This is a genomic window from Mesorhizobium sp. LSJC285A00 (assembly GCF_000503155.1).
Taxonomy (GTDB): Bacteria; Pseudomonadota; Alphaproteobacteria; order Rhizobiales; family Rhizobiaceae; genus Mesorhizobium.
In genome coordinates, this window is record NZ_AYVK01000042.1 from 15585 (window position 1) to 36488 (window position 20904).

Genomic DNA, 20904 nt, shown 5'->3' on the forward strand with positions numbered 1-20904 from the left:
GCGACAAACCGCTACGGCGCCGTTAGAGGTCATGAATGGATCTCGCGGTTGCCAGGCGACGCGTAATCAGCTGCTAAGGCCGTCGCGGATGGCGCTGAAATAGCGGTCGGTTCCGACCTGCCCGCCCTTGAGCGCCACCTCCAGCCCATCGATCGGCTCAATACGCGAGTGAGCTACGCAAAGCGGCGAGCCCGGCGATGCCGGCAGCGGCATTCGCACCGTCAGCGCATCGACACCCATCTCGCCGAGCGCGTGGCTCGACGTATCGCCGCCGGCAATGACCACGCGCTGCAACTTCTGCTCGATGGTCAGCGCGCGAAGCAGTTCGCCGAGGCCCCGCCCGAGCTTGTGGCGGGCGCCTTCCTGGCGGTCGATTTCGCCCCCCCTATCGGCCGCGGGTCCAAGGGCCGTGTAGAGAACGACGCTGCGCCCGGCTTCCAGACTGGCGCGACCGGCTGCCGTCGCGCGTGCGATCGCATCTCCGGAAGCTGCGGAGATCAGTTCGACGGGATCGACCTCGATGCCATCGAAGCCGTCGGTCAAAGCGTGCCGGATCTGTCGTTCGGTCGTCGGCGAACAACTGCCCGAGACGACCGCGATCCGGTCGGCAGCACCCGGCGGTGAAAATTTTGGTTCAGCTCTGACCGTCCCATTCGACACCCATTCGGCCAGCAGCGCATATTCGATTCCGGACGAACCGACGACGAACGAACCGCCCGGCGTGCGGGCGCGCCATATCTCCTTGCCGGCGAGCGCCTGCGTCTCCAGGCTGTCGACATCGACAAGTACGATGTCGGTGCCCTCGGCGAGCAAGCGGTCGAACGCTTTCGAGCGCGACGCCGACTGCAACGTCGCGAGATCGACCAGCCCCGACGTGAGCTCCGTCTGCCGCGACAGATGGATCAGCAGGTCGGATTCATCCATCGGCGTCGTCGGGTGGCGGCTCATCACCGGATGGCGGTCGATGCGGAAATACTTGTCACGATAGGCGGCGAACAGATGTCCAAAGGCGGTGTAACGCTTGAGCTGCGGCGCCCCAACCAGCAGCGGCACGCTGTCCTGAGCGAAGACCGAGCGGCCGATCTCGATGGCGCGACCGATGCTGCCGATCGTCGGACTGGAATCGAAGGTCGAGCAGACCTTGTAGTGACAGAGAGCTGCGTTGAGCGTCTTCAGCCAGACGAAGGCACTCTTGAGATGGGTGTCCATCCATTGCGGGGTTTCGCTGCGGCTGGTGCCGGCCAGGCCAACGGCTCGGCAATGTGCGAACTGCGCAAGCATGGCCGCGTCCGGCTGGCGCATGAACAGCACGGTCGGCACGCCGCCGAGTTCGAGCGCTTCCATGACGTCGGTCGAACCGGTGAGGTCATCGCCATAATAGCTGAGAAGCAGATCTTGCATCGCTTCAGGCCGCTTTGCCGTCGCCGAATTTTTCGATCGACCGCGCCAGTTCGGGATGGCTCAAGGCGAAATCCGCCAGCGGAATGCCGTCGACCGCAGCTTGCCAGGCCTGCTGCACGGCACGCACCCCGGCGCCCGGCCCGTCCGGATGGCTGACGATGCCGCCGCCGCACAGATAGAGCAGATCGACCGTCCGGCCGGTCCGTTCATAGGTCTCGGGCGCCTGCCCGCCCCATTGGCCGGAACCGGCGACCGGCAGAGCGCAATCCTCAGGCGCAAAGATCGGGGTCGTTACCGCCTTGAAGGACTCGACGAAAGACGCGTCCGGCTCCCAGTATTTCGATTGGATGCCGTTGATCTGGAACTGGTCGACGCCGAGCAGCCGCCAGAACTGTTGCCAGACCTTGAAGTCCATGCCGAGGCCGGGATGGCGAGTAAGAATGTCCCAGCCGTTGCGATGGGCATGCAGCACCAGGCTGGAGCGTTTTCTAAGAAACGCCATGCCACCGAAGCCTATCGAATTGATGTTGACCACCGCGCAATTGCCGCCCGCCTTGGCCACCAGATCGTGGTTGCGCATCATCTCGTCCGGGTCGGCATGCGAGATGCCGAAGGCATACATCACCTTCTTGCCGGTCCTCTGCTCGTGGTCGAGGATCAGCGGCATGATTGCCTTCACCCGCTCCGCCAGCGGCGAATAGGCCGGGCTCATCAGCTTCTCGTCGTCCTTGATGAAATCGACGCCGGCGGCGATCAGCTCCCCCACCATTGCGGCGGTCTCGTGTGGCCGAAGCCCCAGCGCCGGCTTGACGATGGTGCCGATAATCGGTCGGTCCGCAACACCTGTCAGCCTGCGGCTGCCGGCGACGCCGAACTGCGGACCCGGATGGGCGCCACTGAATTCCCCCGGCAATTTCATGTCGACGACGCGAATGCCGGACAGGCCCTTGATCGAATAGGCGCCGCCGATGGCAATCGTCATCAGCGCCGACAGGTCGGTCCCGATGGCATCGAATGGAAAGGCGATGTCGACATCCGCGCGCTTGAACGGCCCGTCACCGGCCTCGGGAAGCCATGGCCTGTCAGCCTCAGGCAAATGCCGAATGGTCAGGACACGCGCGGCCACCCGGGCTTTCAGTTCCTCGGTCTCACCGGGCAGCGCGACGAAGGTTCCAGTCGACTGGTCGCTGGCGATCTTGGTCGCCAGCGCCTCGATGCTACCTGACGTTTCGATGCGGTAGGTGAGCGTGATCATGGTTCGTTGTCTGAGGCCGCGGAGGTTCGAAATGAGTTCCTTGATCGTCAGAATCTGGTATAATGAGTACATAAGCTTTGCAAGCAATATCCTGTCTTGCGGCTATGGCCGATCGGGGCGACGGCCATTCCGGGAATGGCTGTGGCAATGCTAGATAGAGACAGGTCAAGGGAGTGATTCGCGACGATGAACCGTTCGGAGCCGATCGTCCGGCGCAAACTTTCCGACGAAGTGTTTTTGCGGCTGAAGCGCCTGATCACCAGCGGAGAATTGACGCCGGGCGACGACATGCCGTCGGAGCGCGAGTTGATGGAGCGCTTCGAGGTCGGCCGTCCCGCGATCCGCGAGGCGATGCAGGCGCTGAGCAATATGGGCCTCGTCGCGATCTCGCATGGGGAACGCGCCAAGGTGCTGCAGCTGACCGCCAAGTCGATCATCAAGCAGGTCGACGGCGCAGCCAAGATCATCCTGTCGTCGTCGAAGGACACGCTGGAGCACCTGAAAACGGCGCGCATCTTCTTCGAGCGCGGCATGGTCAGGGAAGCCGCCGAAAATGCCACTGCCGAGGACGTTGAGCAGCTGCGGGCCACAATTGCCGAACAGCGTGGCTTTCGCGGCGATTCCGAGGCTTTCATTTCAGCCGACATGAAGTTTCACACCCAGATCGCGGCCATTTCAGGCAACCCGATCTATATCGCCGTCAGCGAGGCGATGCTCGGTTGGCTGAAGGAATATCACACCGAAATGCTGATCTGGACCGGCAAGGAACAGTTCACGCTGACCGAGCATGAAGAGATCATCGGCCGCATCGAGAAGAAGGATGCCGACGGCGCCGAGAAGGCGATGATCAAGCACCTCGAGCGCTCGCGCGCGCTTTATGTGATGAACTCCGGCAACTGATTTCAGCCGATCCGCGTGATCGCGTAAGGGGTCATCACCAGTTGGCCTCGGCCAAGCGCTGAGATGTCGACCGTCACGTCGTCCGCCGTCAGGTTCGCCAGCCACGCCACGGTCTTGCCCGAAGCGGAGCGGCCGGCCAGCGCCAGCACCTTGGTCTCGTCGCTCGTTTTCGTCGCCACATACGTAAGGCCGGCCAGTTCGCAAAGCCCCTTGATGGCATCGAAGATCGGCCGAGGCGATCCTTCCGCGACGGGTTCGCCGGATGCTGCGAGCACGCCGAAGGGCCCGGCGAAGCCGGACAGCGTGAGCAGTTCCAGCCCGGCCGGCGCGACACGCGCGGCATAGCCGATCGTCCATGCGGCAGCGAACAGGCCGGCATGACGAGGGTCGCGATCGGCCATGGCGATGCGCTGTCCCCCGGGATTGCCCTTGGTCGCGCCGCCATAGGGGTTCTGGCGCATGGCGAGCGTCGACGGACCGATGCGGTAGGGCTTTGCCCCGAAGATCGCCCGCGTCGACGCGGTGATGAAGGGCAGCGCCTCCAGCGACTGCATGACGCTGAGATCGTCGGCAGCGTGCACGATCGGGCACGTGCAGTGGGTGACGAAATCGAGCAGGCCCCCCGGCACGCGCTTGCGGTTGAGCTCGGTGAAATAGCTGAACATGCCGCCACCAAGCCGGATATCGGGAAAGGCGCGCCGCGCCGCGTCATAGACGTCTTCGAGCGGCGGACAGTCCGGCCACGCACTGCCCGGCGGTGTCGACTGCCGGTCAACCGAAGGCGAGACGGCAATGGCCGAAAGCTTCAACCCGGCTTGACGCACAATGTCGGCAACGCCTGACAGCTCGGCATCGAGGTCGCCCGCGCAGGCAACGACGCATTCCAGCGTCGTCTGCACCGGATAGGCGGCGGTGAGCCTTGCATAAGACTGCAATGCTTCGAGACCGTGGCCGCGCGTCGGATCGTAGTGGAAGACAAGTTGCTGCGGGCCGAGCTCGGTCAATGTCGAAAGATTTGCGAGCGCTGCTTCGACCTCATCCGGGTAGATGATCACGCCGAGATCCGGCAGCCTCTGCCCGGTCTCGCCGAGTTCGACGCTGACCGGTTCGGCGGCAGATGCTGCGGCCGGCATTCCCCCCTCGCCGGTGATGCGAAGCCTGACCGTCTGGCTTACAGTTTGGCCGGCCGGCAGCACATAGGGCCAAGGCAGCGCCAGTGGCCGCACATAGGTCTTGTAGGACGCGTCCGACCAGTTACGCTGGTCCTCCATCTCGAAAGTGTCGCCCTCCATCCGGCATTCGGCAGTGATGCCCGGCCGGACCTCATGGGTGATCGCGCGCAAATCCTTGAAAGGCTGCCAGGGATCGATCAACAGCGGCAGTTTCGTCGCCACCACGCTGCCGTCGGTATGCTCGACCGTCACCGCACTGCCGGCGAGGCCGGCGATCGGATGCAGGATGCAGAAACCGCAACGGTTGGTCTCGAAATCGCTTTCAGGGACCGCGCAGACGTCGAACACCAGGTTACCGTTGGCGGAGCCCTTGATCGTAGCGCGAAAGTCTAGCCGGCTTCCGCCCGGCGCTAAGCAAGTTGCGGAGTAGCTGACGGAGAAGCTGTCGGCGTCCTGATCGACGGCAAGGTCCGTCAGCGCCGGTTCATAGGTGCCCCAGTCGCGGTCGCGCACGATGTAGGCGATGGCGCGCAGCACTTCGATGCCGCCGTAACGCATGGTGCGCAGGCTGCCGTTGACAAAGTCGGCGCTGAGCAAGCCCGCACTCAGCCTAACCGGCTCGGCCTCGACCACGCGTGTGCCGTATAGGAGGAAGGCGTCGGCTGTCATGTCAGCAAGCCATCCAGGTGGACAAGTTCGTGGCTCGCGGCGCCCAGATAGGCCGCCTCGACCAGCGCGAATGTCTTGAGATTGTCGGCGCCCGAGGTCGCCGGCTCGGTTCCCTTTGCCAGGCAGTCGACCCAGTGCTGCTGGATGGCGACGACGCTCTCCTGGATGTTGTGCCATGGGCGCGATGCCCAGGCGAGTACGGGCGGCGAAACGTCGGTGATCTTCGTGCCGCTCCTGCCGGTGACGGTGAGCCGATATCCCTGCGCCAAGCGGATCGTGCCGTCGCTGCCGTCGATCTCGATCAGCGTTTCGGGAAACGGTTCGGTGGCGAGCTTCGTCGCGTAGCTACAGTCGACCACTGACGTCGCCCCGCTCTTGTGGTCCATCAGCATCGTCGCGACATCTTCGCCCGCGATGCCGGGGTTGATGCGCGCGGTTCGCGTCGTGATCGTCGACACGTCGCCCAGTAGAAAACGGGCGATGTCGAGACTGTGGATACCGAGGTCCTCGATGATGAAGCGCTTTCCCTCGGCGAGATAGGGCTGGCCGGAAAACACGTCATAGGCAGAGCGGAAGGAGATGCGCCCGAAGAACGGCGTGCCGATCTCGCCGCTGTCGAGCACGGCACGCACCGCCTGGATCGCCGACTGCCAGCGAAAATTCTCATGCACCATCAGCGGTACGCCGGCTTCCACGCAGGCCCTCACCATCGCCTTGGCGTCGGCAAGCGTCGGCGCGAACGGCTTTTGGCAAATCACCGGCACACGGTGCAGCGCCGCCATCTCGACCAGCGGACGATGGCTGGGAACGGTGGTGGCGATATCGACGAAGTCGAGGCTTTCGCTTGCAAACATCTCTGCCGCGTCGGTGTAGCGCTTCGCAATGCCGAACTGGTCGCCGATGATGCGCAGCCGCTCCGGGTCGCGGTCGCAAATGGCGACCATCGCGGCGCCTTCAATGTCGCGCCAGGCATGCATCTGGTTGATGGCAAAGAAGCCGCAGCCGATGAGCCCTCCCCGCAACTCCGCCATGCTCAGCCTGCCTTTGCCATCTGCATCAGCGTCACCCGGCTCTGCAGCCGGCGCTGCGCCTGGTCGACGACGACGGCGACGATGATGACAAGGCCCTTGATCACCATCTGCCAGAAGGAACTCACGCCCATCATCACCAACCCGTCCGAAAGAATGCCGATGACGAAGGCGCCGACAATGGTGCCGCCGATCGTGCCGCGCCCACCCGACATCGAGGTGCCGCCGAGCACCGCCGCCGCAATGGCGTTGAGCTCGAAACTTTCGCCTGTTGCCGGGTGCGAGGCCATCAATTCGGACGAGATGATCAGGCCGACGATCGCCGCGCAGAAGCCGGAGAACATGTAGACGAACATTTTCACCATGTTGACACGAACGCCCGAAATTCGCGACGCCCGTTCATTGCCGCCGACGGCGAAGATGTGGCGGCCGAGCGGGGTGTATTTGGTGAGGTAGGCCGCCGCCAGCGCAACGACGATCAGTATCCAGATCGCCACCGGCAGGCCGAGCAGCCGCCCGGCGCCGAGGAAACCAAACCCGGTGGTGCCAAGCTCCGGCTTGCCGACGAGGTTGGGGAAGGTGCGGCCGTCCGACGACAGCAACGCCAGGCCGCGCGCGACATAGAGCACGCCGAGCGTGGCGATGAACGGCGCGACGTTCAGCCTGGTGATCAGCAGTCCGTTGACGGCGCCGATCAATATGCCAACCGCCAGCGTGATCAGCGCGATCTCGACGACGTTGAAATAGATGGTGTAGCCGAATTGCAGGTCGATGCCGTTGAGCACGAAATAGCCGGCGACCATGCCGCACAGGCCGACGATCGAGCCGACTGAGAGATCGATGCCGCCGGTGATGATGACGAAGGTCATGCCCATGGCGAGGAAGGCGTTCAGCGCCACATGTTTCGACATCAGGATCAGGTTGGCGGTCGACAGGAAATTCGGCGCCGCGATCGAGAAGAAGACCAAGACGGCGATCAGCGCGATGAAGGTCCTCGCCTTCATCAGCGTCAGCAGCAGCGAGCCGCTCGAGACGGAGGGGGCAGCCGCCTTGGCCGGGATGTCAGTCATGGGTTCTCCGTGTGCGGGGCCGGTCCGTGGCCAAGTGCCGAGGCGGCGACAAGGGCTGCCTCCGTCGCCTCGGCGCGATCGAACATGCCGGTCAGTTTTCCGTTGCTCATCACCGCGATGCGATCGGACAGCGCCATCACCTCATCGAGATCGGAGGTGGCGAACAGAATGCCGAGCCCGTCTCGCGACAGTTTGCGCATGGTGCGAAAGACGTCGGCCTTGGCGCCGACATCGATGCCGCGGCTGGGCTCGTCCATCAGCAGCACCTTCGGCCCGGTGAGCAGCGCCTTGCCGATTACCACCTTTTGCTGGTTGCCGCCCGACAGCGATGAGACCTCCTGCGCCGGGTCGGCGACCTTGATCGCCAGTTCCCGCACCATCTGCGTCACCGCCTGCTTCTCTTGGCCGCCGCGAATGTGAAACAGGCGGACAAAACGCGACAGGCTGGCCAGTGTCAGATTGCTGGCGACGGAGAGGATCGACACCAGCCCTTCGCGTTGGCGGTCTTCGGGGATCAGCGCCAGCCCGCGCCGGATACGCCGCGTCGTGTCGCGCTCCTTGACCTTTTTGCCGGCGATGAAGATCGCGCCGGTAGCCTGGCCATGGCGGCCCATGATGCAGTCGAACAGCTCGCTCCGCCCGGCGCCCATCAGGCCGTATATGCCGAGGATCTCGCCGGCGCGCAGCGACAGCGAGACGTGATCGACCGCCAGCCCGCCGGTGGCGCGCGGCAGGCAGATGTCCTCGGCGCGGAATATTTCTTCGCCGGGAACATGGCCGTCGGCCTTGGCGAAATCCTTGGCGTCGGAGCCGATCATCTGCCGCACGATCCACCGCGTGTCGACGTTTTTCATCTCTTCCTGGCCGGTGATGTGTCCATCGCGCAGCACCGTGATGTAGTCGCCGATGCGGATCAGCTCTTCCAGCCGGTGCGAGATGTAGACGATCGCCACGCCGCGCGCCTTGAGGTCGGCGATCACCTTGAACAGGATCTCGACTTCCGCCGCACTGAGCGCCGAGGTCGGCTCGTCCATGATCAGGATGCGCGCATCGAGCGAAACCGCCTTGGCGATCTCGACCAGCTGCTGCTGGCCGATGCGCAGATCCTCGACCAGCATGTCGGGCCTTATCCCGGCCTGCAGGCGTTCGAGAAATTGCGCCGCGCGACGCTCCTGCTCCTTGCGGTCGATCTTGCGGAACCGGTTGGTGATCTCGCGCGTGGCGAAGATGTTCTCGGCGACGGTCATATTGCCAAACAGGTTCAGCTCCTGGAACACCATGCCGATGCCGCGGTTCACCGCGTCGCCCGATGACGAGAAGGAGACCTCCTCCCCTTCCAGGAGGATCCGGCCGAGCGTCGGCTGTTCGACGCCGGCGATAATCTTCATCAGCGTCGATTTGCCGGCGCCGTTTTCGCCGACCAGCACATTGACGGCGCCCTTGCGCACCTCGAAATTCGCGCGCTTGACCGCGACGGTGCCGGAATAGACCTTGGAGACGTCCTCCAGCTTCAAGACGACATCGTGAGCAACCGCAGCGCTCATGGCTTCGGCCCGATTTCTGCCTCCGCCGGCGTCACCAGCGGCAGGTCCTGGCCGTTTTCGAGCGTATAGGCGCCGAGGACCTTGGCGGTCCGGCCTTCCAGCGCGTCACGTGGCAGTTTGGCAAGCACGGCCTTGACGGCATAGGCGTTGAACGCCTTGCCGAACTGGGCGAAGTCGATCTGGTTGGTAAAATCGTTGAACTGGATGAAATCGAGACTGTCGCGCAGCGCGGTTCCGCGCATCGCCGGTCCGATCTGTACCCGCGCATCGGCCTTGCCGTCGCCGTCGACATCGATATCCATGGTCGCGGCCCGCGACTGCGTGTTGGCTGCGATGATCTTGCCCTCGACGCGAACCGCGAAGGTCCAGGGCGAATTCGCCTGCTTGTTCGGATTGCCATATTTGGTGCCGGCGGAAGCAGGATCAGTTTTTGCCAGAGCGTGGACCTCGGCAAAAGGCCCGGCCTTCTGCTGGAGGTAAGGCACGACCTTCGCGGCCCAGATCTCCTCGACCATCTTGTCCGGATTGAAGGCGGCAGCGCTGCCGCTATCCCCCGAGGGAGTCGGCAAAATCTTGCAGGCGGTCAGGCTGATGCCGACTGCAACGACAAGCATCGGCCAGGTCGGCTTGTTGTTCAGCATGATGGCCTGTTGAGCATGGTGATTGGCACCCACGGAAAATGGCGGCGAGGGACGACCTTGATCGCCCCTCGCTATTCATGTCACGCCGGCTCAGTTGGTAAGCGCAAAAGTTTCCAGCTTGGAAGCATTGTCGCCATTGACCAACACGCAGTCCATCAGCTGCTTTTCCTTCTCGGGCGACTTCTTGTTCTTGATGAAGTCGTTGGCCTGCTCGACCGCCATCTGCGCCTGCGCATAGGCCGGCTGCAGCACGGTTGCCTTGATGCCGCCCGCGGTGATCGAATCGCGCACGTCGTTGGATCCGTCGAAACCGACGACGATGACGTCCTTGCGGTTCGCCGCAACCAGCGCCGCATACGCGCCCATGGCCATCGTGTCGTTGCCGGAGATGACGCCCTTGATATCCGGGTTGGCCTGCAGGATCGATTCCATCTTGGAATAGGCTTCCGTCTGGCTCCAGTTGGCCGATTGCTGGGCGACCATCTTCAGGTCCGGATAATCGTCGATGACGTCATGATAGCCCTTCGAGCGAATGCCGGCATTGGTATCGGATTCCTTGCCGACCAGCTCGACGAAATTGCCCTTCTCGCCCATCAGCTTGACGAACTCCTGCGCGCCGAGCTGGGCGCCCTGGTAGTTGTTGGAGACGATCTGAGCCACGGCGACGCCGGTGGCGTTGATCTCGCGATCGATCAGGAACGACGGCACGCCTGCGTCCTTGGCCTTCTGCACGGCAGCGACGGTGGCGTCGGCGCCGGCATTGTCGAGGATGATCGCCTTGGCGCCGCGACCGATCGCCGTGTCGATCAATTCGGACTGCTTGTTGGCATCGTCGTCATGGACGAGCACCAGCGCTTCGTAGCCGAGTTCCTTGGCCTTGGCTTCGGCGCCGACGGCTTCCGCCTTGAAGAACGGATTGTCATGCGAGGGCGTGATGATCGCAATGAGGTCGGCCGCATAGGCGGGCACCGCCGTGCCAAGCGCCAGCATGCCGGCGAACGCCGCAAGTGTCATTCTGCGTGTGAGTTTCATGATGTCCTCCCGTTTGAAAAATTGCCTTGATCAATCAAGGCCCCTGCATTCGAATTCGTCGCGCAAAGCGGGCCGCCGATCGGTTCAGGCTGAATGCCGGTGCCGGCTTCCCAAACGATCGCTGCTCCCTCGCCGTCCCTCCACTCGCCCAGGCTTCGTACTTCCCGCGAACCCTTGCCCAAGCCATCAACAGCTAAGCCAACTGGTATGATGAGTCAATCACTAATTGAGGTGACATGTCCCCACTGAGCAAAAACAGTTGGGTGTCATGGCGGGTGTGTCGAGCCACCGAGGCGCTCCGGCAAGCCCCCGACTCGGCCTTTCTCAGGTAATGCGCCGAATGCTCGCGGCGATCTCTTCCGGCTCGAACACCCGCTTCCAGTCGTCGCGCATCAGCACCGGCTTGCCGAATTCGATCGCCTTGTTGCAGGCGTCGGAGAACACACCCTTGGTCTCGCCGAAAATGACGGCGCCGAGCACGTTCATATGGCCGAGCAGGAAATCGAGCGCCGCCTGTTGGTCGACGCCACGCGCGACGACCTCGTCGACGGCTTCCTTCATGACGACAAGCAGTGAGGCGCACACCGTCTCCGATAGACCGGGCTCCAGCAGCGCCATCTGCTCGACGGTGACACGGTGCGAGCGCATGACCGGCGCCCAGATGATTTTCGCGACCGCCTCGCCCTTGGCGTAGTCCGCTTCCGGCCCCTGCATCAGCGCGCTGACCATATGCTGCTTGGCCTTGACGCCGCCAAAATAATCCTTCTTGGCCGCCATGTCGGTCTCGTCGTTGAAGATCGGCGGATGACAGGGATGGGTGACGAAATAGGTCAGGTCCGGCCGCTTGGGCAGATGGCCGGCGAAGGGTGCGGCCGCGTCGAGCACTATCACCATCGTGCCAGGCGCGAGCTTGCTCTCGATATCAGCCGCCACTTTGCCGATATGCGTGTCGGGAACGGCCAGGATGACGATATCCGCCCCGTCGAGCGCCGCATCGGCACTGACCGCGTCGAAGCCCAGTCCGGTCTTCAGCCGCTCGCGGCCGGCCTCGCTGACCTCGACATGGCGTACCGTGTAGGGCGATCCGCGAAAATTGGTCGACAGGCGGTAACCCATTTTGCCGCCGGCACCGAACAGCGCAATCGTCGTCATCTATCCCTACTCCCGCATTAAACGACGGCCGCGCCGATCGTCATGTTATTAACTGGTATAATCACCTTACCACGAATTGAGGGGTTGAACAGGGCTTTGATGAGGCCATGCGGTCGTCTGTTTGGCATTCCGCTCGCACGTGGCGGGCCTATAGCTGCCTGGGTCCCTGGTCTTCCCAGCCCGAAAACGATCCCTGCGCTGCGATTCCTGGTAGCGCCTTCAGGATCCAGTCACGCGCCGGCGTCGTTCTTCAACCAAATGAAACCGGTAGCGATCGCGTATGAACTCGTTGAAAAATTGCCCTTTCGAGAAGGCGGCGCGGAACGCCGCGTAGGTCTCGGGCTCGACCTCCTCGTAGTCGTAGCGGGCTCCGCTCGGGACGAACCAGACCGAGAGGATTTTCGTCGACGGGTCGTAGTGGGTATTGCGGATGGCAGTGGACGGCATGTCGAAAATCCCGCTTCGTCCCCAAATCTTCTCCAAATCCTGCTTCGAACATGCGTAATGCCGCAACGATGCGGAGGTTCCGACAGGGAGGCGCACCACAACGCCGAAAATCTTGCCCGGGTGGCGAGGCTTCCTATCTCTCCGTCAGATGGCACAGACGAAATCCAGTACAACAGCGTATGCCAGCCAGGGCGATCTCTTCGGCGCGGCCGACACGCTGCCGGAAGGATTTTCTTACCGGCCTAGCCTGATCACAACGGACGAAGAGGCGGAACTGGTCCGTCACCTCAATGAACTGTCCTTCAAGCCGTTCGATTTCCACGGCCACCTTGCCAACCGGCAGGTCGCCGGCTTCGGCTGGCGCTACGACTACGACCGGCGCCAGGTCGTCGAAGCGCCGCCCATCCCGAAATTCCTGCTGCCGCTTCGCGACAAGGTCGCGGATTTTGCCGGCAGGCAGGCCACGGAATTCGCGCAAGTGCTCATCAACGAGTATCGGCCGGGCGCGGGCATAGGTTGGCATCGCGACAAGCCGCATTTCGATCTCGTCGCCGGCGTCTCGCTGCTGGCGCCCTGCAGCTTTCGGCTGCGCCGAAAAAACGGCTCGAAATGGGATCGCAAGACGATCGAGGTTCAGCCGAGATCTGTCTATCTCATTGACGGCCCGGCGCGCCACGAGTGGGAGCACAGCATTCCGCCGGTCGCCGGGCACCGCTATTCGATCACGCTGCGCACTCTGAAATAGGCCACACTCCAAGCCACGCAGCAGCCGCTCTGGAAGACCGAGCGCAGTTGTGCTTCGATCGCACATGAGCGTGGATCGCAGCAGAGTTTTGGTTACCCGCGTGGCGCTCTTTCTGGCGGCATGCCTGTCCTGCGTTCTGGCTCTGCAGTGGCTCGTCGACCTTGGCATGGTCGGCTTTCCCGACGGATACATAACGCCCTATGCCCAAGCAACGAGCACGCTGTTGCATGTCCTTGTCTGGGCATGCCTGGCTCAAAGTCTCTACTTCGCTTGCCGAGCCTTGTTTGGCAAACGCTTCGAGCCTGCTCCTCTCTTCCTGCAAATCCTGATCGCCGCCGCACTGACTGTCGTGCCGGTATTCATCGTAAAACACTGTCCGCGGTCCCAGGTATGCAGCAACATCTATGAAGCGCTCACGAATACGATGATGGACGACGGCACCGGCGGATGACGTTGTGTCTCCAGTAACTGACGAGAGATAGAAGTTTGGCGTCGCGCCCGCGCGGTGGCGGTAAAACCTGGAGGAACCATGCGAAAGATCCTGGCATCGATGCTGCTGTTCGCGGCGGCGCTATCTGCAAACCCCGCTCGGGCGCTGGACAGTACCAGCCCGCCGGTTGTCGTCACGCCGCTTGCCGATCGCAGCCAGACGGCGTCCGGCCAGCCGATCGTGCTGCCGCAGAAAAATGTCCAAGTGCTGGTTTCAACCTATGACATTGCGGTCGGCGCCACTCTGCCGGTGCACAAGCACCCGTTTGCCCGCTACGCCTATGTCGAGGCCGGGACACTCAAAGTGACGAATGTCGAGACCGGCAACAGCAACACCTACAAGACGGGCGATTTCATCATCGAGATGATCGGCCAATGGCACCAGGCCACCAACATCGGCGACGCCCCGGTCAAGCTGCTGGTCATCGACCAGGCCGAACGAGGCGCCAAGAACACGGTGCTGCAGAAACAATAGATCTCTCGCTACGGACCTAGGCAGGGTTGCCGGGCTGGCCCAAGCAGCGACTGGCTGTTCCGGCTTCCCCGGGAACCGAGCCGATGCTAGGGCTGGCCATCTGCAATCATGAAGGATCGCCCCTTGGCCGGAAATGCTCGCCCCCTGATCGAAATCTGCGTCGAAGGCATCGATGGACTGCTGGCTGCGCAGGCCGCCGGCGCCGACCGGGTCGAGCTCTGCGCCAGCCTGGTCGAAGGCGGCATCACGCCCAGCCTCGGCACGGTGCGCGCCGCACTCGAGAGCGCGACAATTCCCTTCCATGTCATCGTGCGGCCGCGCGGCGGCGATTTCCTCTACAGCGAGGCCGAATACAGCTCGATGCTCGCCGATGTCGCAGCGCTTCGTGACCTCGGCGTCGCCGGCGTCGTCGTCGGTTGCCTCAATGCCGACGGCACCATCGACGAAACCCGCATGGGCGCGCTGGTCGATGCCGCCGGTCCGCTCGCCGTCACCTGCCACCGCGCCTTCGACATGACGCGCGACCCGGCCGAGGCGCTGGAAGCGCTGATCCGCTGCAAGGTCGGCCGCGTGCTGACCAGCGGCCAGAGGGACACCGCGGTGGAAGGCGCCGGCCTGTTGGCGGATCTCGTCCGCCAGGCCGACGGCCGCATCATCATCCTCGGCTGTGGCGCGCTGGACCCCGAAAACATCGCCGGGGTGCTGGCATCAACCGGGCTGACGGAAATGCACTTCGCCGCGCTCAAGGATGTACCGAGCGCCATGGCCTACCGCAACCCGCAAGTCGGCATGGGCGGCGGCGATCTCGACCGCGAATACCGCACCACAGTCACCGATGGGGCGCTGGTTGCCGCGACGATTGCGGCGGCCAGAGCATGATGAGCGAAGCCGTGACTGGGCCGTCGCCGATCAGCCGTGTCTCGCCTCAGGACGAAGCGGCCATCCTCGCACTCAACAATGAGCACGCCGCCGAACTGTCATGGCTCGAGCTGGAACGGCTGTCCTTCCTGCTTGGCGAAGCGTTTTACGTCAGGCGCATCGGCACGCTCGAAGCCTTCATCATGACCTTCGACCAGAATGCGGCCTACGACAGCCCGAATTTCCTCTGGTTCCGCGAGCGCTATCCACGCTTCGTCTATGTCGACCGCGTCGTCGTCGCGGCGCAAGCGCGCGGCCGCGGCCATGCCCGCCGGCTCTACGAGGATCTGTTCGGGGAAGTCGCCCGCGCGGGCCACAGCATCGTCACCTGCGAGGTCAATGTCGAACCGCCCAATCCGGCTTCGGACGCCTTCCATGCCGCGCTTGGCTTCGCCGAGGTCGGCGACGCGGTGATCCATGGCGGCAAGAAGACCGTGCGCTACTACCTCAGGCAGATTGCGGGCTGACGCATCGCTGGCTGATGATCGGCAAGCAGATCGCCACGGCAGCATAAGATTAGGAGTCCGTAGCCCTCACCAATTCCGGTTCAGCCAGGCCCGCGCGGGCTTCTCGACCAGATAGTAGCTGCATAATGCACAGGCGAAGACAGCCGCCAGCATCGGGATCGGCGCACTGCCCTGCTCGGCGACGAATTTGTAGAAGGGCTGTTGCCAGAGATAGAGCGAGTACGACCATAGCCCGATCATCACCATCGGCCTGGATGAAAGCAGGCCGGTAAGATGCCAGTTGCTGGTGTCCAGCGTATTGACGGCAAGCGCCAGCAACGGCACCGCCAGTAGGTAATGGATCGGCGTCGGCACCGGATCGAGGAACAGCAATATAGCCGCCGCCGACACGAGGCTGACATAGGGGCTCGTCAGGAATGCCGGCAGCCGGTCATCGTGCTTGAGCAGGCAGATCGATGCCGACAGCAGGATCGAGGCGATATGCACATCGGTGCGCCAATAGCTGTGCTCGTAATCCATGCCGAGTGCCCAGTACGAAATGGCGCCATTGGCCATCGCCAGCAGCGACAGCGTCACCAGCAGCCGAACGACATTACCCCGCCCGGTCACCACCACGCTGATCAGCGCCAGGATGATGTAGGCATGCTCTTCCACGCATAGCGACCAGATGTGGTCGAGCGCGCCGGCGCGGGTGATGAGAATTCCGGCATAGTTGTAGGTGAATGTCAGCGCCGTCAGCGCCGCCTTCCATTTGAAGCCGATAAAGGTGCCGGAGAGCCCGATCATGGCTGATGTCACGAACACCAAAAGCGCGGGATAGATGCGCGAAAAGCGGCGCTTGAAGAATTTTTTCAGCGGAAAGCGTTCGATGAACAGTATCTCGCCCATCAGCCGGCCTGAGAGCACGAAGAAGAACTCGACGCCGAGCACGCCGAGATTGATCCCGGGAACGGGGAAGAAATGGCCGATCAGCACCAGTGCGATCGAAAGCCCGCGCCAACCATCGAGATAGGCCAGTCTTGCTCTGGCTGCTTTGTCGGCTGTGGCCCGCGGCAGGGCAACAGACGCTGCGGAGATGTCGGCCATGCCGATCCTCTACGACGCAAGATCTTGGCGCAGCTCACACCGCCGCGCGCAGAATCCACCCCGTGTTCCGCCAAGCTATACATATTGCAGTGCAATATCAGATTGTGCAAGTGCGAGAATGGGGCTGGGCAGTCCCTTGGGAAGTATGCGCCTGTTCTTCCACGGGAATTACCTGAAACAACGGATTTGCGCGTGGCAGCGAACCCGCAAGGACTGGGCAGTTACAGCCCGCCACAGACGAACAAAGGGGCCGCGATGGCCCCTTTCCTTGTCAGTAGCTTTATGATGTCAGGCGTTGGCTGCCGCCACCGCGCGCTTGGCCATCACGGCGATCAAATTGGCACGGTATTCGGCCGAAGCGTGGAGGTCGGTCATCAAATTCTTCGCCGGCACTTTCACGCCGTCGAGCGCCGATGCGGCAAAATTCTTCGCCAGTGCTGCTTCGATCTCCTTCGAGCGGAACACACCGTCATCGCCGGCGCCGGTAACGGCAACGCTGACCCCGTCCTTGCCCTTTGCCACGAACACGCCGACGATCGCATAGCGCGAGGCCGGGTTGCGGAATTTTTCGTAAGCAGCCTTGGCCGGCGCGGTAAAACTCACCGCGGTGATGATCTCGCCTTCTTTCAGCGCCGTTTCGAACAGGCCGGTGAAGAATTTCGCGGCTGAAATCTCGCGCTTGTTGGTGACGATGGTGGCGCCCAGCGCCAAGAGCGCCGCCGGATAATCGGCGGCTGGGTCGTTGTTGGCGACCGAGCCGCCGATCGTGCCCTTGTGGCGCACCGCCGGATCGCCAATCAGCGACGCAAGGTGCGCAAGCGCCGGACAGGCCTTCCGCAGCTTCTCGTCATTGGCGACGTCGTAATGGGTTGTGGCGGCGCCGATGGTGACGGTCTTGCCCGACACCTTGACGCCTTGCAGTTCCTTGATCCGCGACAGGTCGATCAGGTCGGAGGGTGCGGCGAGCCGCGTCTTCATCGCCGGGATCAGCGTCATGCCGCCTGACAAAAGCCTGGCGTCGCCGCTCTTCACCAGCTTGGCGGCGTCGGCGACCGAGGCGGCGCGGTGGTAGTTGACTGCGTACATGGGATCCTCCCCTGAAGTGGTTAGGCAGTAGTGAGTAGGGAGTAGGGAATAGGGACGCTGTCATCTCCGGTAATGCCCATTCCCTACTCACTACTCCCTACTCACTCATTTCTTCGCCCTAATCGCCGCCCACACCGTCGACGGCGAGGCCGGCATGGCGATGTCCACAATCCCCAAAGCGTCGGTGATGGCGTTGATGACCGCCGGCGGCGAGCCGATGGCGCCGGCCTCGCCACAGCCCTTGATGCCGAGCGGATTGCTCGGACACGGCGTGTTCGAGGTCGACACCTTGAATGACGGCAAGTCGTCCGCGCGCGGCATGGTGTAGTCCATGTAGCTCGCCGTCAGCAGCTGCCCGCTATCGTCATAGTGCGCGCCTTCCAGCAGCGCCTGGCCGATACCCTGGGCGATGCCGCCATGCACCTGACCCTCGACGATCATCGGGTTGATGATGTTGCCGAAATCGTCCGCCGCGACGAACTGGACGATCTCGGTCGTGCCGGTTTCCGGATCGATCTCGACCTCGCAGATGTAGCAGCCCGCCGGGAAAGTGAAGTTCGCCGGATCGTAGAAGGCTGTTTCCTTCAGTCCCGGCTCCATGCCTGCCGGCAGATTGTGAGCGGTGTAGGCGGCAAGCGCCACCTGGAACCAGGGCAGGCTCTTGTCGGTGCCGGCAACCTTGACCTCGCCATTCTCGATGACGATGTCGCCCTCGTCGGCCTCGAGCAGATGGGCGGCGATTTTCTTGGCCTTGGCCTCGACCTTGTCGAGCGCCTTGGCAATTGCCGACATGCCGACCGCGCCCGAGCGCGAGCCGTAGGTGCCCATACCCATCTGCACCTTGTCGGTATCTCCATGGACGATCGAGACCGAGTCCAGTGGCACGCCAAAACGCTGGTTGACGAGTTGCGCGAAGGTCGTCTCATGGCCCTGGCCATGGCTGTGCGAGCCGGTCAGCACCTCGATCGTGCCGACGGCATTGACCCGCACTTCGGCCGATTCCCACAGACCGACGCCGGCGCCGAGCGAACCGACCGCCGCCGACGGCGCGATGCCGCAGGCCTCGATATAGCAGCTCATGCCGATGCCGCGCAGTCTGCCCTGGCTGGCGGCCGCCGCTTTGCGCTTGGCAAAGCCGGCATAGTCGGACGCCTGTGTCGCCGCATCGAGCGAAGCGCCGTAATCGCCGGCGTCATAATTCATGATGACCGGCGTCTGGTGCGGAAACTCGGTGATGAAATTGATGCGCCGCAACTCCGCCGGCGAGACCCCAAGTTCACGCGCGGCCGTCTCCATTGTCCGTTCGAGCAGATACGTGGCTTCCGGCCGCCCTGCCCCGCGATAGGCGTCGACGGGTGCCGTGTTGGTGTAGACGGTGCGCACATTGGCGTGGATCGTCGGGATGTTGTACTGGCCCGACAGCAGCGTCGCGTAGAGATAGGTCGGCACGCAAGACGAGAACAGCGACATGTAGGCGCCGAGATTGGCGATGGTGTCTACCTTGAAGCCGGTGATCCGGTTGTTCTTGTCGAACGCCATTTCGACTGTCGAGACATGGTCGCGGCCATGCGCGTCGGTGAGAAAGCTTTCGGTACGGTCGGCAACCCATTTGACCGGCACGCCGGTCTTCTTCGACGCCCAAAGGCAGACGATCTCTTCGGGATAGATGTAGATCTTCGAGCCGAAGCCGCCGCCGACATCGGGCGCAATGACGCGCAGCTTGTTTTCCGGCGCGACATTGTAGAAGGCGCTCATCACCAGCCGCGCGACATGCGGGTTCTGCGACGTCGTCCAGCAGGTGAAATGGTCCTCGGCCTTGTCGTAATGGCCAAGGGCCGCGCGCGGCTCCATGGCGTTGGGAACCAGCCGGTTGTTGACGATCTTCATGCGGGTGACATGGGCCGCCGCCTGGATCGCCGCGTCGGTCGCCTTGGCATCGCCGATCTCCCAGTCGAAGATAAGATTGTCCTCGGCTTCGGCATGGACCTGCGGCGCACCTTTTTGCAGCGCCTTGGTGGCATCGACCACCGCCTTCAATTCCTTGTAGGTGATCTCGACCGCTTCGGCCGCGTCGCGGGCCTGGCCCTTGGTTTCCGCCACCACGATGACGACCGCATCGCCGACATAGCGCACCTTGTCGACCGCCAGCGGCGACCACGCGCCCATCTTCATCGGCGAGCCGTCCTTGGAATGGATCATCCAGCCGCAGATCAGGTTGCCGATGCCGTCGGCCTTGAGCTCCTTGCCGGTCAAGACGCCGATGACGCCGGGCATCGCCTGCGCTCGTCTGACGTCGATCTTCTTGATCTGAGCATGCGCGTGCGGGCTGCGCACGAAAGCGGCATGCTTCATGCCGGGAACCACCATGTCGTCGACATAGCGGCCGGCGCCGGTGATGAACCGTTTGTCTTCCTTGCGCACGACCCGAGCGCCGATGCCTTCAATGCCCATAGGAATTCCTCCGGAATAGCGAATAGTGAGTAGCGAATAGTGAACAGTGAGTAGGGAATTGTGCTCGGAGCGGTTCGGCTAAACCGACTACTCGCTATTCACTATTCACTACTCGCTTCTTTCTACGCCGCTTGTTTCACCCTGCCCTTCGGCGCCTTCGCCATCGTTTGCGATGCGGCAAGGATCGCCTTGACGATATTGTGGTAGCCGGTGCAGCGGCAGATGTTGCCTTCGAGCTCGGCGCGCACCGTCGCCTCGTCAAGGCCTTCGGGATGGCGCGCGATCATGTCGGTCGCGGTCATGATCATGCCCGGCGTGCAGAAGCCGCATTGTAGCCCATGATGTTCCTTGAACGCGGCCTGCATCGGATGCAGGTCGCCGCCATTGGCAAGCCCTTCGATCGTCACCACGGTCGACCCGGAGGCCTGCACAGCCAGCATCGAACAGGACTTCACTGCCCTGCCGTCGACATGCACGACGCAGGCGCCGCATTGAGAGGTGTCACAACCGACATGCGTTCCGGTGAGACCAAGATTTTCGCGCAGGAAATGAACCAGAAGCGTTCGGTCCTCGGCAGCGCCGCTGATCCGTTTTCCGTTCACGACAAACGAAACGTCCGACATGCATCCTCCCTGGGTATGACCTTGGTAGTCATGCTGCCGATGCGGCTTTGGCGCTCGGCCATGCGCTATTGGTACACTGCACAAAGCGCAAAAAACACACGGCGCTCATTGTACTTTCGGTCATGGAGAAAACGAAAATCATGGGCCTGTCCGCCCCATTGCCAAAGAGCGAATAGGGGGCAACAATGCCCTCGACGCCAGCGCGCCGAGAGACATAAAACGGGCGCGCGCAGGAAGCGTCGGAGGATATCGG

At 62.9% G+C, this 20904-nt stretch carries 20 protein-coding genes; 6 read left to right on the forward strand and 14 right to left on the reverse strand.

The annotated features are described in order from the left end of the window. Positions 1 to 66: 66 nt before the first annotated feature. On the reverse strand, positions 67 to 1401 hold the full coding sequence (locus X726_RS143030) for a four-carbon acid sugar kinase family protein (RefSeq protein WP_023672605.1): 1335 nt from the start codon (positions 1399 to 1401) through the stop codon (positions 67 to 69). A gap of 4 nt (positions 1402 to 1405) precedes the next feature. After that, on the reverse strand, positions 1406 to 2656 hold the full coding sequence (gene oiaX, locus X726_RS143025) for a 3-oxo-isoapionate-4-phosphate decarboxylase OiaX (protein ID WP_023672606.1): 1251 nt from the start codon (positions 2654 to 2656) through the stop codon (positions 1406 to 1408). Between the two features lie 186 nt (positions 2657 to 2842). Between oiaX and X726_RS143020 the strand changes: the two genes are divergently transcribed. Beyond that, complete coding sequence (locus X726_RS143020) at positions 2843 to 3556, forward strand: transcriptional regulator NanR (RefSeq protein WP_023672607.1); 714 nt, start codon at positions 2843 to 2845, stop codon at positions 3554 to 3556. Positions 3557 to 3558: 2 nt separating this feature from the next. Here the strand turns inward: X726_RS143020 and X726_RS143015 are convergent, their stop codons facing one another. The 8 genes from X726_RS143015 to X726_RS142980 all read right to left on the reverse strand — a co-directional run bounded on the left by X726_RS143015 (position 3559) and on the right by X726_RS142980 (position 12311). Further along, positions 3559 to 5397: a hypothetical protein gene (locus X726_RS143015; RefSeq protein WP_023672608.1), complete on the reverse strand. Its 1839-nt coding sequence runs from the start codon at positions 5395 to 5397 to the stop codon at positions 3559 to 3561. Continuing rightward, a complete protein-coding gene (locus X726_RS143010) occupies positions 5394 to 6428 on the reverse strand; it encodes a Gfo/Idh/MocA family oxidoreductase (RefSeq protein WP_023672609.1) in 1035 nt (344 codons plus the stop codon). The genes X726_RS143015 and X726_RS143010 overlap by 4 nt, the downstream gene beginning before the upstream one ends. A gap of 2 nt (positions 6429 to 6430) precedes the next feature. Continuing rightward, positions 6431 to 7495, reverse strand: coding sequence for an ABC transporter permease (locus tag X726_RS143005; RefSeq protein WP_023672610.1), 1065 nt, complete (start codon positions 7493 to 7495; stop codon positions 6431 to 6433). Next, positions 7492 to 9039: a sugar ABC transporter ATP-binding protein gene (locus tag X726_RS143000; RefSeq protein ID WP_023672611.1), complete on the reverse strand. Its 1548-nt coding sequence runs from the start codon at positions 9037 to 9039 to the stop codon at positions 7492 to 7494. Before X726_RS143000 ends, X726_RS143005 begins: the two co-directional genes overlap by 4 nt. After that, entirely contained in the window at positions 9036 to 9680 is a 645-nt protein-coding gene (locus tag X726_RS142995; RefSeq protein ID WP_023672612.1) for a DUF2291 family protein, read from the reverse strand. The genes X726_RS143000 and X726_RS142995 overlap by 4 nt, the downstream gene beginning before the upstream one ends. A 90-nt stretch (positions 9681 to 9770) precedes the next feature. After that, positions 9771 to 10712 (reverse strand): D-ribose ABC transporter substrate-binding protein, encoded by a 942-nt coding sequence (locus tag X726_RS142990; RefSeq protein ID WP_023701699.1) that lies wholly within the window; start codon positions 10710 to 10712, stop codon positions 9771 to 9773. Between the two features lie 324 nt (positions 10713 to 11036). Further along, complete coding sequence (locus X726_RS142985) at positions 11037 to 11864, reverse strand: phosphogluconate dehydrogenase C-terminal domain-containing protein (protein WP_023672614.1); 828 nt, start codon at positions 11862 to 11864, stop codon at positions 11037 to 11039. Positions 11865 to 12083: 219 nt separating this feature from the next. Continuing rightward, complete coding sequence (locus X726_RS142980) at positions 12084 to 12311, reverse strand: KTSC domain-containing protein (protein WP_023672615.1); 228 nt, start codon at positions 12309 to 12311, stop codon at positions 12084 to 12086. A 148-nt stretch (positions 12312 to 12459) separates the two neighbouring features. Between X726_RS142980 and X726_RS142975 the strand changes: the two genes are divergently transcribed. From X726_RS142975 to X726_RS142955, 5 genes are all read left to right on the forward strand, one after another. Beyond that, positions 12460 to 13056: an alpha-ketoglutarate-dependent dioxygenase AlkB gene (locus tag X726_RS142975; protein ID WP_023672616.1), complete on the forward strand. Its 597-nt coding sequence runs from the start codon at positions 12460 to 12462 to the stop codon at positions 13054 to 13056. A 64-nt stretch (positions 13057 to 13120) separates the two neighbouring features. Next, complete coding sequence (locus X726_RS142970) at positions 13121 to 13507, forward strand: hypothetical protein (protein WP_023672617.1); 387 nt, start codon at positions 13121 to 13123, stop codon at positions 13505 to 13507. A 78-nt stretch (positions 13508 to 13585) separates the two neighbouring features. Continuing rightward, the gene (locus tag X726_RS142965; protein WP_023672618.1) at positions 13586 to 14020 is read left to right on the forward strand and encodes a cupin domain-containing protein; all 435 of its coding nucleotides are present in this window, start codon (positions 13586 to 13588) and stop codon (positions 14018 to 14020) included. Between the two features lie 123 nt (positions 14021 to 14143). Then, entirely contained in the window at positions 14144 to 14899 is a 756-nt protein-coding gene (locus tag X726_RS142960; RefSeq protein WP_023825740.1) for a copper homeostasis protein CutC, read from the forward strand. Continuing rightward, positions 14899 to 15405, forward strand: a complete 507-nt coding sequence (locus tag X726_RS142955; protein ID WP_023672620.1) for a GNAT family N-acetyltransferase — start codon at positions 14899 to 14901, stop codon at positions 15403 to 15405. The genes X726_RS142960 and X726_RS142955 overlap by 1 nt, the downstream gene beginning before the upstream one ends. A 66-nt stretch (positions 15406 to 15471) precedes the next feature. Here the strand turns inward: X726_RS142955 and X726_RS142950 are convergent, their stop codons facing one another. The 4 genes from X726_RS142950 to X726_RS142935 form a co-directional block, all read right to left on the reverse strand. Next, on the reverse strand, positions 15472 to 16491 hold the full coding sequence (locus X726_RS142950) for an acyltransferase (protein ID WP_023672621.1): 1020 nt from the start codon (positions 16489 to 16491) through the stop codon (positions 15472 to 15474). A gap of 288 nt (positions 16492 to 16779) precedes the next feature. Next, on the reverse strand, positions 16780 to 17577 hold the full coding sequence (locus X726_RS142945; RefSeq protein ID WP_023672622.1) for a xanthine dehydrogenase family protein subunit M: 798 nt from the start codon (positions 17575 to 17577) through the stop codon (positions 16780 to 16782). A gap of 105 nt (positions 17578 to 17682) precedes the next feature. Next, a complete protein-coding gene (locus tag X726_RS142940) occupies positions 17683 to 20028 on the reverse strand; it encodes a xanthine dehydrogenase family protein molybdopterin-binding subunit (RefSeq protein WP_023672623.1) in 2346 nt (781 codons plus the stop codon). Positions 20029 to 20150: 122 nt separating this feature from the next. Continuing rightward, positions 20151 to 20651, reverse strand: coding sequence for a (2Fe-2S)-binding protein (locus tag X726_RS142935; protein WP_023672624.1), 501 nt, complete (start codon positions 20649 to 20651; stop codon positions 20151 to 20153). Positions 20652 to 20904 lie beyond the last annotated feature (253 nt).